Annotated in this window: 14 protein-coding genes and 1 pseudogene; 11 read left to right on the top strand and 4 right to left on the bottom strand. The window is 58.9% G+C overall.

Annotation, left to right across the window (positions count from 1 at the left end):
- Positions 1-526: 526 nt before the first annotated feature.
- The 5 genes from AOA60_RS29380 to AOA60_RS29360 all read left to right on the top strand — a co-directional run bounded on the left by AOA60_RS29380 (position 527) and on the right by AOA60_RS29360 (position 3,494).
- Complete coding sequence (locus tag AOA60_RS29380; protein WP_099587299.1) at positions 527-856, top strand: hypothetical protein; 330 nt, start codon at positions 527-529, stop codon at positions 854-856.
- A 75-nt stretch (positions 857-931) separates the two neighbouring features.
- Positions 932-1,303 carry a PH domain-containing protein gene (locus AOA60_RS29375; RefSeq protein ID WP_053257892.1) on the top strand — a complete coding sequence of 124 codons (372 nt, stop codon included), beginning with the start codon at positions 932-934 and terminating at the stop codon, positions 1,301-1,303.
- 243 nt (positions 1,304-1,546) lie between these two features.
- Positions 1,547-2,710, top strand: coding sequence for an S-type pyocin domain-containing protein (locus tag AOA60_RS29370; RefSeq protein WP_099587298.1), 1,164 nt, complete (start codon positions 1,547-1,549; stop codon positions 2,708-2,710).
- A gap of 14 nt (positions 2,711-2,724) precedes the next feature.
- On the top strand, positions 2,725-3,012 hold the full coding sequence (locus AOA60_RS29365; protein WP_099587297.1) for a colicin E3-like toxin immunity protein: 288 nt from the start codon (positions 2,725-2,727) through the stop codon (positions 3,010-3,012).
- The gene (locus AOA60_RS29360; protein WP_099587296.1) at positions 3,009-3,494 is read left to right on the top strand and encodes a hypothetical protein; all 486 of its coding nucleotides are present in this window, start codon (positions 3,009-3,011) and stop codon (positions 3,492-3,494) included. Before AOA60_RS29365 ends, AOA60_RS29360 begins: the two co-directional genes overlap by 4 nt.
- A gap of 8 nt (positions 3,495-3,502) precedes the next feature.
- Here AOA60_RS29360 and AOA60_RS29355 read toward each other — a convergent pair whose 3' ends face one another.
- The 3 genes from AOA60_RS29355 to AOA60_RS29345 all read right to left on the bottom strand — a co-directional run bounded on the left by AOA60_RS29355 (position 3,503) and on the right by AOA60_RS29345 (position 5,230).
- Positions 3,503-4,075 (bottom strand): hypothetical protein, encoded by a 573-nt coding sequence (locus AOA60_RS29355; RefSeq protein WP_099587295.1) that lies wholly within the window; start codon positions 4,073-4,075, stop codon positions 3,503-3,505.
- 202 nt (positions 4,076-4,277) lie between these two features.
- Complete coding sequence (locus tag AOA60_RS29350) at positions 4,278-4,655, bottom strand: cytochrome c family protein (RefSeq protein WP_099587294.1); 378 nt, start codon at positions 4,653-4,655, stop codon at positions 4,278-4,280.
- Between the two features lie 41 nt (positions 4,656-4,696).
- Positions 4,697-5,230, bottom strand: coding sequence for a demethoxyubiquinone hydroxylase family protein (locus AOA60_RS29345; protein ID WP_256592901.1), 534 nt, complete (start codon positions 5,228-5,230; stop codon positions 4,697-4,699).
- Positions 5,231-5,402: 172 nt separating this feature from the next.
- Here AOA60_RS29345 and AOA60_RS29340 point away from each other — a divergent pair, with 172 nt between their 5' ends.
- From AOA60_RS29340 to AOA60_RS29330, 3 genes are all read left to right on the top strand, one after another.
- Positions 5,403-5,783, top strand: coding sequence for a response regulator (locus AOA60_RS29340; protein ID WP_099587293.1), 381 nt, complete (start codon positions 5,403-5,405; stop codon positions 5,781-5,783).
- Between the two features lie 194 nt (positions 5,784-5,977).
- Positions 5,978-6,592 carry a biliverdin-producing heme oxygenase gene (locus AOA60_RS29335; RefSeq protein ID WP_099587292.1) on the top strand — a complete coding sequence of 205 codons (615 nt, stop codon included), beginning with the start codon at positions 5,978-5,980 and terminating at the stop codon, positions 6,590-6,592.
- Positions 6,589-8,832 carry an ATP-binding protein gene (locus AOA60_RS29330; protein ID WP_099587291.1) on the top strand — a complete coding sequence of 748 codons (2,244 nt, stop codon included), beginning with the start codon at positions 6,589-6,591 and terminating at the stop codon, positions 8,830-8,832. Before AOA60_RS29335 ends, AOA60_RS29330 begins: the two co-directional genes overlap by 4 nt.
- A 27-nt stretch (positions 8,833-8,859) precedes the next feature.
- Here the strand turns inward: AOA60_RS29330 and AOA60_RS29325 are convergent.
- Positions 8,860-9,207, bottom strand: a pseudogene (locus AOA60_RS29325) (sensor histidine kinase); the annotation flags it as partial.
- Between the two features lie 41 nt (positions 9,208-9,248).
- On the opposite strand from AOA60_RS29325, the gene AOA60_RS29320 reads away from it, so the two are divergent.
- From AOA60_RS29320 to AOA60_RS29310, 3 genes are all read left to right on the top strand, one after another.
- Complete coding sequence (locus AOA60_RS29320) at positions 9,249-10,034, top strand: VacJ family lipoprotein (protein WP_099587290.1); 786 nt, start codon at positions 9,249-9,251, stop codon at positions 10,032-10,034.
- A 129-nt stretch (positions 10,035-10,163) separates the two neighbouring features.
- Entirely contained in the window at positions 10,164-10,367 is a 204-nt protein-coding gene (locus AOA60_RS29315; RefSeq protein ID WP_099587289.1) for a hypothetical protein, read from the top strand.
- Positions 10,368-10,487: 120 nt separating this feature from the next.
- On the top strand, positions 10,488-12,386 hold the full coding sequence (locus tag AOA60_RS29310; protein ID WP_099587288.1) for an alkaline phosphatase D family protein: 1,899 nt from the start codon (positions 10,488-10,490) through the stop codon (positions 12,384-12,386).
- Positions 12,387-12,417 lie beyond the last annotated feature (31 nt).

Raw genomic sequence — 12,417 nt, 5'->3', positions numbered from 1 at the left:
GCGAATTCTACAGCGTTACACGCTGCTGTCAACACCTCTTTTTCAACTTCCTTTTGGCTTCGATGAACTGAAGCAACTTGCTGCCGAAAACTGCGTAACTCATTGTTTACCAAGGAGTTTTCCGTTTCGACTGCGCCGGAAGTGGGGCGAATTATAGGCTTCCAGAATCTGCGGTCAAGCGTTAATTTGGTTTTTCTATCAAATGGCACGTAGACCTGCAAATCCTTCTATATATAGAACGCCCCCCACGTAAGAAGGTGTATTTGAAGTTCGTCCTCAAGCTACGCGCGGCGTCGACTCGCCAGTGCTGAAAGGTGCTTGGGCATGGGATGACTGCATGGGTTGCGTCCTCGTCTTTGAGGGCGTTTGCCTTGCACCCGATCCATGTGGTGACTGGATACGCTCGCCAAGGCGGGTTGGAACCTGGCCAATAAATATTGTTCCCCCTGCATCCAACCCGGCAGGTCTTTTTTTTCACGCCGATAACGGTGATCATCGCCCTCCCCGCCCCAGAGGAACCGACACCATGGAATTGACGCTGGAAGCTGTTGCGCTTTTTGCACTCAAACTCGTGCACGAGGAGGACGGCGGCAGTCCGGTATTGAGGGACGACCTGGTGATGGATGGGTATGAGCGGGAGGTGTTTGGGTTGCTTGTGCGGCAGGTGGATTTGCCGACGATCCAGCTCAAGTTGCGTGCGTGTGTTGACCAGGCACTGGCCGCACTGGGCGGCGCGGATACGGTGTTGGGGCGGGAGTTGCAGCGATTGGCGGGTGAGGTGCGGCAAGCCAGCACGCTGGAGGAACTGAACTCACCGCTTGACGCACTCAAGGACTACCTAAAAGCCATCCAATGATGCCATGTGGAGGGCTTGCCCCGATGGACGCCAACGATAACGCGCTCTAATTGACTCACCACAAGGACCGTCAAAATGATCGACTTCAACAACAAAGGCTTCTTCAAGCTCAAGCAAAACAACGAATACGCCGAACGCGTCTCGGCCCTGCTGCTGGACGGCGAAGAAGTCATCGACGCCTACAAAGCCATGCGCGACGGCGTGGTCTTCACCACCAAACGTATCATCGCCGTAAACGTGCAGGGCATTACCGGCAGCAAGAAAGACTTCACCTCACTGCCGTACAAAAACATCGTCGCGTACTCGGTGGAAACATCCGGCACGTTTGACCTGGATTCGGAGCTGGAGATTTACTTTTCGTCGCTGGGAAAAGTGAAGTTTGAATTTACGGGGAAGACGTCGATCGTTGAGATTTCGCGGATCATCTCCAAGCATCTGCTGAGCTGATCAGCGGATATACACCGATCACAATGTGGGACGGGCGGTGCGACGATTCGACTTGCCCCCGATAGCGCCCTCCCCCACACCATAAAACCACAGCGGTTTCTCCAGGACCTGGAACGTAGTAAACGTCCCGCTGCTATAGAGAGCACGCTTACTTTTCCCACAACCTCCATCGAAAAATGCCAATTCCATCCCCCTGATCCCTCCCCGTAGCCTCACTCCCTCGCACAAGGAAGTGAGCCCCTCATGTCAGAACGCTTTTACCCTCCCACCGAGGAACAACTACGCAAGCAGCGCATCCTGACGCCACAGCCAAAGCGTGCGGCCTATTCACCGTTGATTGATTTATTCGAACCATTCCCTGCCGCAAAATCTGCACCCGCAAAAGCGCCTGGCTGTGTTTTCGTGAAGCCTTGCCAACTGCCCGACGGCCACACCCACTACTCAGATCCCACTGCCTACGTACCACTTGAGCTGATCACGGAGTACGGCCATTTCAGCCTGTTGGGCGGCCGTGAAGTTGACAGCCGGGGCGCTGTTGCCCTGCGCAAGATCAGCGGCAGCGCCTTGCCCGTTGGCTTGGGGCAGCTGGCGTTGCGTACGGCGGTGGTGGAGTCGGCCGCTGCCGCAATCGGTTCTGTGGCCGCGCCTCTGTTAGGCGGGTTGGTAGCGCTGGTGTGGCCCGGGGAGCTGGGCGATAGCGCGCTGTATAGCGAGGAGCAATTACGCTCGATGCAGCAGGCGCGTTCGCAGATGCGTTTACATATCGAGCAGCGGGAAGAAGGTACGCTCAAGGGCTATGGTTTTTACACCGGCGACAACCCCGCCTGGCAGATGATTGAAGTGGTGCAGCTCCAAACACGCAGCGATCAGTTGGTAGCAGATTTGGGTGAGGGTGTTGAGCTGATCTGGACGCCCGCCGTTGACCCAAGTGACACGCTGGGGATTCCGGCGTTGCAGGCTGCGCCGCAGGCGCCGGTGATCTGGATTTACCCGCCTACGGAGAAGGCGGCGCAGATTCTGGTGAACCCGATTTACCCGCCGCAGTATCGGGATTTTATTCTGGTGTTCCCCGTGGGGTCCGGGGTTCGGCCGCTGTATGTGGTGGTGAGTGAGCCGCGGAAGGGGCTGAGAAACTCAGATTACGATTACTTTCCTGCCCCCAGAACAGAGGACATCACTGGTTTTCCAGGTTTGATTGAACTCAAGAAGAAAAATAGTAAACGTAGTGGTGGCGGCCTTCGTGAGCGATGGAAAGACGCCAAAGGAAAGAGGCTTTTTGAATGGGATTCAGAAAAAGGCGAACTTGAAGTCTATAGGTACAGCGATGTGAAACACCTAGGCTCCTTTGACCCCTATACCGCTGAGCAACGCGGCCCGGCAAAAAAAGAACGACGTATACAAAAGTGAGTGGCGGATTCGTTATGACGATGAAAATACGACTGCAATGGTTCAACAAAATAAATGAACACTTGGAGGCAGACGAATACTCAGCAAACTTTGAGGAGGACGACAGTATTCTTAACGCACTTGGTCTACAGGAGGAACCACAAATCTACGCAGGGGGTTTTGACGTTCAGCCAAACTGGATCGCAATTCTCCAACCTCATTTCCGGCAGGTGATAGAGCCGGACCTTTTCGACTACCAAATCTCCTTCCACTACCAAGGCGCCTGGCCACCACCTCCAAAACAACCCAAGGAAGCGTCATGAGAGCCACAGCGAAAAAGCCCCTCCTCTACCGCTCCGTCAACACCCGAACCCATGGCGTGCGCCACGGCAGTTGTGGCGCTTACCGGTACGAACGGAATACCAAGACCGAAAAAGACACGCTCGCCACCCGAGGTTCAATGCACAACCATCAACGCCACGGTTTTGATTACACGCCGCTGTTCCGCTTCCTGTTGTCCAAGGTCGGTCAGCCATGGGACGCGGTTTTCAGCGAAGCCAACGCACGCCTGGATCGGCCGAATCCGGTGTTCTGGGTGGTTGCGCTACATGAAAGCGAGAAACAGGATTACGTGAGAACGGATGAAAACAGCTACTACAGCGGCCTATACGTCGACGACGCAGGTCTGCTGCAAAAGGTAGAACCACAACTGACACCCGAAAACATGAAACCTTATTGCGACTGCTGCACCCACACCTTCAACGGGGTGGTCGTCACGCAAGCGGTGGGCTATGCCCACCGCTGAATAACCGTTTAACCCGCCTTCGTCTCACCCCCCGCCCCACCAATCAACACCCGATTCGCTGGGTCCGTAATATCAAACACCTGCTGCATACACGCCGAACGACTCGGCGAGAACTGGAACTCCACCAGATACACCTTGGCCTTCTCCGGAACGAACGTGCTCACCGGCGGCACGCAGCTGTAAAAATCCCCATTGCCGATGCTGCCAGCGCTGCCGAATACGGTGAGTTTCTTACCCGGATCGGCCTGGGTTTCCAGCTGTGGAAAACGCCGGAACCCGGCGCTGGTTACTGTTTGGACAGTTTTGGCGATCCAGTTGAAGACTTGGCCTTCGCCGTTGTACACCACGGTGCCGAGGATTTCCGGGCGTTGGTCGGGGTCGCCTTCGCGGCTGATGGCGAATTTGACGGGGTTGTTGCCGCCCACGGCTTTCATGATGACTTTGGCGTGTTCGGCGTCGACGGTCACGGTTTTCTGGCGAAACTGGATGCCGTCTTTAAGCAGGGTCGGCGAGGAGTCGCGTTGGTTGGATTGGCAGGCGCACAGGGCAAGGGCGAGGGAGAGCAATGCGATTCGCTTCACGGGATGTCCTTATCGGTGTGAGGGGGGGTGTGATGACTGGACTCGGAATTGAACGGAATGTTCCGCACTCTCCAAACCTTGAAGGCTGGCCACGATCTCTCTAGTGAGCGTTTTTTTGTGGAGAGCAGGCTTGCCGATGCCGACGTGATCGAGCATCGGTTGCGCGCGCTCCTGACTACGGCGCAACAATGTGCGCAAGTGATTATTTGGGCTGGAAGGTCTCAAGGTACGCCAGGATATTTTCAATCTTCTCCTGATCACTGATCCCCCAGAAGATCATCCGCGTACCACTCACCACCTTCTTCGGCGCCTCGATGTAGGCGGCGAGTTTGTCCCGCGTCCAGACCACGCCGGAATTTTTCATCGCATCGGAATACTGATAGTCGGTGGTGGTGCCGGCAGGCCTGCCGATGATGCCATTGAGTTCCGGCCCAAACCCGCCGCGCGCGCCTTCGCCGACGCTGTGGCAACCGCCGCAGGTCTTGGTGAACAGCTTGCCGCCCGCCTCGGCATCGCCGGCCGCCAGGGCTGCATGGGTGTTGAAGATCAGGGCGAGGGTCATCACGGCACGGTACTTCATAGGGACTCCACATCGGCTGGTGCGACGATTATGCCTGTTTGTCAGGAACGCATGCCCATCCAGATCACCGCTTCGGTCCATGCAGTGACCACGGGCGTCAGCATCTTGAACCAGGGATCATTCACATCGATCTGCGCCGCCGACTGGTCGTGATGGTGCTGTTCCTCATCCACAATCGAAGCAATGGCCGCCACCGCCAGCGGGTCGATGTTGCGCAGGGCGTGCAGCTGATGGGCCAGATGTCTAAGCACCACGCTTTCGACCGCCACGGTGGTGGTCATGATGGCTTTGCGACCACAGAGACCTGTGAGCAAACCCAACGCCAGCCCACCGAGCCCGCACAGCCAGTAGCTGCGGCAACGCGGATATCCTCGGCGCTGCAACTCGGCGTTGAACACGGCACGGTGGCGGCGCTCGTCGCCGAGGAACTCGGTGAGTTCCGCGACCAGGCTCGGGTTGAACAGCCGGGCTATAAACAGTTGGCCGCTGTAGATGCAAATCGCGCCATGCTCACCGGCGTGGTCGACTTTAAGCATGCGATTGCCGAGGTCATGGTCGATCAAGTGAGCGTTCACGGTTGATAGCCTTTTGCGTGGGTTACAAAGCACAGCCATCGTGCCGCACCTCCCGCCAAATACGCAAACTAGACACTCTGAATTACCACCCATCGTTTAGGACATATCCAATCGAACCTATCCCGCCGCGTTCGACTCCACCTTACTAACCCCTGATGGTGGAGTAAGGATCATGGCTCAGCCATCGATTTTAGTGCTGGAAGACGACGAGATCATTCGCTCGTTAATGGTGGATGTACTGGAGGAATTCGGGGCGCATGTCACCTCGTTTCCTTCGGCGGATGAAGGGATGATTTTTCTGGAGCGTGATGATGAACAGGTCGACCTGATTGTCAGTGATGTTCAGATGCCTGGTTTGCTCAACGGCTACGACTTGAGTCGGGTGGTGGCTCATAGATGGCCGGAAGTGCAGGTGGTGCTGACATCCGGCAACACCAAGATCGCGGCGCAACTGGGGGGGTCGGTGCGGTTCCTGCCAAAACCGTGGAGCGCCGAACACCTGCTTGAGTGTGTGCAAACGGCGCTGACGCAACAAGGCTCGCGCCTGCATTGATGGCGTCGCGACATCACTTAAACCGAACTTTGGGACACGCGCTGCTGTCATTAATGAGCAAGGAGCGATTTTTCTGATCCGCTGGTCAGGCTCTTCGCCTTGTGCATACAGCCAATGGCCATGAGATGTGTAGAATCGTCGCCCACTTCTATGCGTCATTTACGGCCGGCAGGCCCACAGTTCGAGCTTACTGAATGCATTCACAGGTCCCTGACGTTGCTGCGCCCTCATTGCTGGAAGCGTTGCGCACAGGCACGGCCCTACTGCATGTCGCGCTGGAAAAGCGCCTGCCGTTTTTCAGCGAACAACTGGATGCCGACTGGTATCGACGCTTGCTCCAAGCGTATTACGGTTTTTATGGACCAATGGAAGCAGCGCTGTATGACTGTGAGTTGATCCCCGAAGGATTCGACCCTGTACTGCGTGTGAAAACCCCGACGCTGTTGAACGATCTTCATGCCCTTGGCCTGAATGACGACGCCATCAACGCGCTGCCCTGCCGCCCTCACCTCCCGCCACTCGACACCCCCGCCGCCTGCGTCGGTGCCTTGTATGTGCTGGAAGGCGCCACCTTGGGCGGCCAGGTGTTGCGCCGGGAAATGGCCAAGCGCCTGGACCTGGATGCCGACAACGGCGGTGCATTTCTCAATGTGTATGGCGCCGAGACCGGTCGGCGCTGGAAAGACTTTCTCGACTATCTGGGCCGCCAGCCGCAGGACGCGTCAGCCAGACAGCGTGCAGTGGACGCGGCCCGTTCGACATTCAGCTGCTTTGAGCAATGGCTCGACAGCCAGGAGGTACTGCTATGAAACCCGATGATTTTGAGGAACTGCTTGCCAACTGTGCCGACGAGCCGATCCGCTTTCCCGGGGCGATCCAGCCCCATGGTGTGTTGCTGACGCTGTCCGACCCCGACCTGAAGATCATTCAGGTCAGTACCAACGTCGCCAGCCTGTTCAACCATGCGCCCGAAGCCCTGTTGGGCCAACCACTGCATACGCTACTGGGCGCCGAGCCTGCTGCCGCCGTGCAACACATGGTTGAGCACAACAACTTTATCGACGCGCCGCCGCTGCACGTGACCTTCAACGGTGCCAAGTTCGACGGCCTGCTGCATCGCCATCAGGGCGTGCTGGTGCTGGAGTTCGAACCCTTGCTGGAAAACTTCCGGCCACGGGCAGTGAAGGGTCGCACCAGTGATCTGGGCAAGATGCTGCAACGTTTGCAGGCGGCGAAAACCCTGCAAGCGCTGTACGAAATCAGCGTGAATGAAATCCAGGCCATGACCGGCTACGACCGTGTGCTGATTTACCGCTTCGAAGAGGAAGGCCATGGCCAGGTGATTGCCGAAGCGTCGGCGCCGTCCATGGAACTGTTCAACGGGCTGTTCTTCCCCGCGTCCGACATCCCCGAGCAGGCCCGCGAGCTGTATCGCACCAACTGGCTGCGCATTATTCCCAACGCGGCCTATGAGCCGGTGCCACTGCTGCCCAAGCTGCGCCCGGACAGCGGCGAGCCGTTGGACCTGAGCTTCGCCACCCTGCGCAGTGTGTCGCCGATTCATTGCCAGTACATGCAGAACATGGGCGTGCTGTCGTCCATGAGCATCTCGTTGATGAAGGGCGACAAACTCTGGGGCCTGATCAGTTGCGGCAACCGTGAACCACTGCTGGTACCCAACGAGTTGCGCACCGCCTGCCAGACCATCGGCCAGGTATTGTCATTGCAAATCAGCGCCATGGAAGCTCTGGACCTGAGCCGCCAGCGCGAGGAAAAAGTCGAGGCCCTGGCGCTGCTGGATCAGGCGATGAAAGCCTCAGCGGACAACGTGTTCGATGGCCTCGCCCAGCAAGGCCAAGTGCTGATGGACCTGACCCTGTCCGGCGGCATCGCGATCATCGAAGACAAACAACTGCACCGCTACGGCAACTGCCCGGAACCGGCGCAGATCCGCGCGTTGCACAAGTGGCTGCAAGAGAGCGGCGAGCCGGTGTTTTCCAGCCATAACCTGGCCTCGGTCTACCCGCCAGCCGCTGAGTTCCAGCAAATGGCCAGCGGTGTCCTGGCCATGAGCCTGCCTAAACCGGTGGACAACGGCGTGCTGTGGTTCCGCCCGGAAGTGAAAGAGAACATCAACTGGAGCGGCGACCCGAACAAGCCGCTGGACCTGGAAAACTCCAACGCTGGCCTACGCCTTCGCCCACGCACCTCGTTTGAAATCTGGAAAGTCGAAATGGCCGGCATCTCCACCAAGTGGAGCCATGGCGACCTGTTCGCCGCCAACGATTTGCGTCGCTCCGCCCTGGAAAACGACCTGGCCCGCCAGGTGCTGCGCGAGCAGCAAGCCGTGCGTGCCCGCGATGAACTGGTGGCGGTGGTGTCCCACGATTTGCGCAACCCGATGACGGTCATCTCGATGCTGTGCGGCATGATGCAAAAGGCCTTCAGCTCCGACGGCCCACACACTTCGCGGCGGATTTCCTCGGCCATCGACACCATGCAGCAAGCCGCCGGGCGCATGAATGTGCTGCTGGAAGACTTGCTCGACACCTCGAAAATCGAGGCCGGGCGCTATGTGGTCAAGCCGGTGGCGCTGGATGTGAGCCAGATGTTCGAAGAGGCCTACTCGTTGCTCGCACCGCTGGCGATGGAAAAAGGCATCGACCTGTCGTTCAACGCCGAGCCTGGTCTGTTGATCAACGGTGACCCGGAGCGGCTGTTCCAGGTGCTGTCGAACCTGATCGGCAACGCCATCAAGTTCACCCCACGCCAAGGCAATATCGGCATCAGCGCCATGAGCAACGGCGAAGAAATCGTGTTCTCGGTGCGCGACTCCGGCGAAGGCATTGCGCCAGATCAGTTGCCCCATGTGTTCGACCGCTACTGGACCCAGACCGAAAACAACCCCACCGGCAGTGGCTTGGGGCTGTATATCACCCAAGGCATCGTCCAGGCCCATGGCGGCAAGATCGTGGCGGAGAGTGAGGTGGGCCGTGGCAGTGAGTTCCGGTTTACCGTGCCGAAGGTGACTGGAGACTCACACACCTGACACTCCCACCGTGATCTGGTGTTGTCATCACACCGGCAACACCACCACCTCCAACCCACCGCCCGGGCGTTCTGCCAGGGTGAGAGTGCCGCCGTGCTCCAGCACAATAGCGCGGGCAGTAGACAGGCCAAGCCCAACACCGCCGGTGCTTTTATTGCGTGAATTTTCCAGGCGATAAAACGGCATGAACACCTGTTCGCGGTGCTCGGCGGCAATCCCCGGCCCGCGATCCCGCACGCGGATCACCACTTGATGCGCCCCTTGTCGAAGTTCGATTTCCGGCGCGTGCCCATAGTGAATGGCGTTGTCCATCAGGTTGGTCATCACGCGCTTGAGGCCCAGGGGCCGGCCGAAGTACACCAGGCGTGGCGGGCCGCAGCGCCAGAATCGGCGTCCCTTTTGCGGAGACTGTGCCCATGCGTGCGCTGACCTACCCCCACCACCTGGCTCGCCAGGCGGTACTGTTGCTGACTGTGTCCTACCTGGCGGGCTGTGCGAACCCGACGAAAGCGCCGTCCACCCGCTGCGCGCAGGTGAACTACCCAGTGCATGACCCGGCCGAACGGGTCAACCGTAGTGTGTTTGCATTCAACCGAGCGGTGGACAACTACGCGCTGGCGCCTGTTGCTCGCGGTTACCGCTACCTCCCGGAATTTTTCCAGCAGGGTGTGCATAACTTCGCGAGCAACTTCAGCGAGCCGAAGGTATTTATCAACGATCTACTGCAAGGCAACCCACGCCGTTCGGTCAACACCCTTGGCCGTTTTGCAGTGAATACCACGGTAGGTGTGGTGGGGCTGATTGATGTGTCGGACCGCCTGGGCATCCCGCGCCACTCCGCCGACTTTGGCCAAACGTTCGGCGTATGGGGCGTGGGTGCCGGGCCGATTGTCGAATTGCCATTGCTCGGCACCAGCAACAGCCGCGATGCGACAGGCAAGGTGTTGAGCTTCCTGGTTTCGCCGCTGGGAGACAGCGATACCGTGCAGACATTGGGCACCATCAGCCTGGTGGGCGGAACGGTCGACACCCGGGCGTCATTGTTGCCGCTCACCGATAGCCTGCAAAAACTGCCGGATTACTACAGCGCGTTACGTAATGTGGTGGCACAAAACCGCGCAGCCTTCGTGCTGGAAGGCAAGGAAGGCGCGACATCCCCTGCCAGCGAAGGCTGCGCAAAGGGCGCCGCTGATGACTTTTGACTACGCTCGTCACGGCCGTCATATCTTGCAGTAAGGCGTTTATAGCTCGCCCTTCCTCGCCCTCTGTAAGTTTGGCGCCACTTCGCTCTAAAGGGCGAAGTCCCCCTAGACTGATAGAAGGATACTTCCATGCTCAGCCCTATCAACTGCGCAGTGCCCCCCCTTCAATACCCCGCAGCGCCGCAGGATGACGCCGCCCTTCAACGCAAGAAGCGCAGCATCGATGAACCTCGATCGCAACTGGAGCCTCAGGAGTCCGACGGTTCAGCGCGCAACAGCCGACGCACGGGCAGCGGTGGCCTGGACAGCCTGGGCAAGGGTAACCTGCTCTAAATCGTCGCACGAAGGGCTGTGCACAGCCCTTCGTCTCCACAAGCCGCCACGCCTTAACAAAACACTGACATCCATTGCGCTAACCTTGCCGGTTCAACCCTGGCCGGAGCCTTTTACTGCATGCCACATCCCGACACCTTGCCCGCCGTGCTCGCCGGCCCTCTGCTGCGACGCCTCGAACCCCAGCGGCTGGTGCTGTGGCTGGTGGGAAGCCGAGCATTGCCACTGATGCTGAGGCTGCAATGTGCCGAGCAACGCCTGGATATCCCGCTAGGCCAGGACCAGTGCCAAGTCGTGCCGGTGGGACGCGAGGCGTTTGTCCACCTGATTGATGTACGACTGGAGGAAGCGCTGCCGCAGGATGTAGTGATCGACTATGACCTGCTCGTCGACGGCATTGGCATTGCCCAATGGGCACCCCACTTGCTGTACGCCAACGCCCAATATCCGAATTTCGTGCTGCACAGCCGCATCCATCAACTGGTACACGGTTCGTGCCGCAAACCTCACCACAGCGCCGACGAAGGCTTGCTCTGCGTCGACCGCCTACTGGCCGATGCACAAACACCCGCCGACCGTCCGGCCTTGTTGATGATGAGCGGCGACCAGGTGTATGCCGATGATGTAGCAGGGCCGATGCTGCGGGCGATCCACGGGCTGATTGCGCGCCTGGGCCTGTTTGACGAATCTCTGGAAGGCGCCGTGGTCGACAACAGCGCCAGCCTCTACGCACATAGCGCCAGCTACTACAACCGCGCCGATCTGCTCCCGGCGCTGGACAGCAACGAGACCCTGCGCGAGCGGTTTTTCGGCGGCGTGAAAAAGCCGATTTTCACCAGCAGCACCGCCGACAATCACCTGGTGACCTTTGCCGAGGTCATGGCGATGTACCTGCTGGTGTGGTCGCCCACGCCCTGGCGCCTGATCAACCCGCAGCCACCCCAACTGAGCGCCGATGAATCCTCGCGCTACGGTCGCGAGCAGGTGACGGTGGATAAATTTCGAGAGGGCTTGCCGGGTGCTGCGAGGGTTTTCGCCCATCTGCCCACACTGATGATCTTTGACGACCACGACATCACCGACGACTGGAACCTCAGCGCGCAATGGGAAGAAACCGCCTACGGCCATCCATTTTCCAAGCGCATCATCGGTAACGCCCTGCTCGCTTACCTGCTGTGCCAAGGCTGGGGGAATAACCCGGATGCCTTTGATGAGCTGGTGGGCCAAACCCAGGCACTGGCAACCCAGACGCAGAACAATCATCTGGATGCCCTCGCGCAGGACAATTTGCTGGCAACCCTGCTGAAATTCCAGCAGTGGCATTACGTCCTGCCCACCACGCCGGCCCTGGTGGTGCTCGATACCCGCACACGGCGCTGGCGCAGCGAATTCACCCTCAAGCAACCGTCCGGCCTGCTGGACTGGGAAGCCTTGAGCGAACTGCAGCAGGAACTGCTCGATCACCCCTCGGCCATCATCGTCTCGCCCGCGCCGATTTTTGGCGTCAAGCTGATCGAGACCGTGCAGAAAATCTTCAGTTGGTGCGGCCATCCATTACTGGTGGACGCCGAAAACTGGATGGCCCATCGCGGCGCGGCCCAGGTGATCCTCAACATCTTCCGTCACTCGCGCACGCCGGGTAACTACGTGATCCTCTCGGGCGACGTGCACTACTCGTTCGTCTATGAAGTACTGATCCGCCACCGCGACGCTGGCCCCAGGATCTGGCAGATCACCAGCAGCGGCATCAAGAACGAATTCCCACCGCGACTGCTGGAATGGTTCGACCGTCTCAACCGCTGGCTGTACTCGCCGCGCTCGCCTCTGAACTGGTTCACTCGCCGGCGCACCATGCAGGTGGTGCCACATATTCCGGAACATGCCGAAGCCGGTGAACGGTTGTGGAATTCAGCAGGGATCGGCCAGGTGTTTTTCAACGAGCGGGGGCAGCCTGAGGCGATTTACCAGCACAACGCCGATGGGAAACCTCGGACAAGAATGGCGGCGCCAAAGCAGTAGCCTACTGCCACCATCCAACAGCATCACACCC

The sequence above is a fragment of the Pseudomonas sp. 2822-17 genome (assembly GCF_002742485.1).
Lineage (GTDB): Bacteria > Pseudomonadota > Gammaproteobacteria > Pseudomonadales > Pseudomonadaceae > Aquipseudomonas > Aquipseudomonas cyclaminis.
Note: the sequence above shows the minus strand (reverse complement) of the source record. Positions and strands in the feature narration are given on the sequence as shown.

What these genes read in the sequence shown, in the direction of transcription:
- AOA60_RS29335 (WP_099587292.1), top strand. Translation starts at nt 5,978, where the DNA reads ATGCATTCACAGGTCCCTGACGTTGCTGCGCCCTCATTGCTGGAAGCG.
- AOA60_RS29315 (WP_099587289.1), top strand. Translation starts at nt 10,164, where the DNA reads ATGCTCAGCCCTATCAACTGCGCAGTGCCCCCCCTTCAATACCCCGCA.
- AOA60_RS29370 (WP_099587298.1), top strand. Translation starts at nt 1,547, where the DNA reads ATGTCAGAACGCTTTTACCCTCCCACCGAGGAACAACTACGCAAGCAG.
- AOA60_RS29330 (WP_099587291.1), top strand. Translation starts at nt 6,589, where the DNA reads ATGAAACCCGATGATTTTGAGGAACTGCTTGCCAACTGTGCCGACGAG.
- AOA60_RS29380 (WP_099587299.1), top strand. Translation starts at nt 527, where the DNA reads ATGGAATTGACGCTGGAAGCTGTTGCGCTTTTTGCACTCAAACTCGTG.
- AOA60_RS29340 (WP_099587293.1), top strand. Translation starts at nt 5,403, where the DNA reads ATGGCTCAGCCATCGATTTTAGTGCTGGAAGACGACGAGATCATTCGC.
- AOA60_RS29375 (WP_053257892.1), top strand. Translation starts at nt 932, where the DNA reads ATGATCGACTTCAACAACAAAGGCTTCTTCAAGCTCAAGCAAAACAAC.
- AOA60_RS29350 (WP_099587294.1), bottom strand. Translation starts at nt 4,655, where the DNA reads ATGAAGTACCGTGCCGTGATGACCCTCGCCCTGATCTTCAACACCCAT.
- AOA60_RS29310 (WP_099587288.1), top strand. Translation starts at nt 10,488, where the DNA reads ATGCCACATCCCGACACCTTGCCCGCCGTGCTCGCCGGCCCTCTGCTG.
- AOA60_RS29320 (WP_099587290.1), top strand. Translation starts at nt 9,249, where the DNA reads ATGCGTGCGCTGACCTACCCCCACCACCTGGCTCGCCAGGCGGTACTG.
- AOA60_RS29360 (WP_099587296.1), top strand. Translation starts at nt 3,009, where the DNA reads ATGAGAGCCACAGCGAAAAAGCCCCTCCTCTACCGCTCCGTCAACACC.
- AOA60_RS29365 (WP_099587297.1), top strand. Translation starts at nt 2,725, where the DNA reads ATGACGATGAAAATACGACTGCAATGGTTCAACAAAATAAATGAACAC.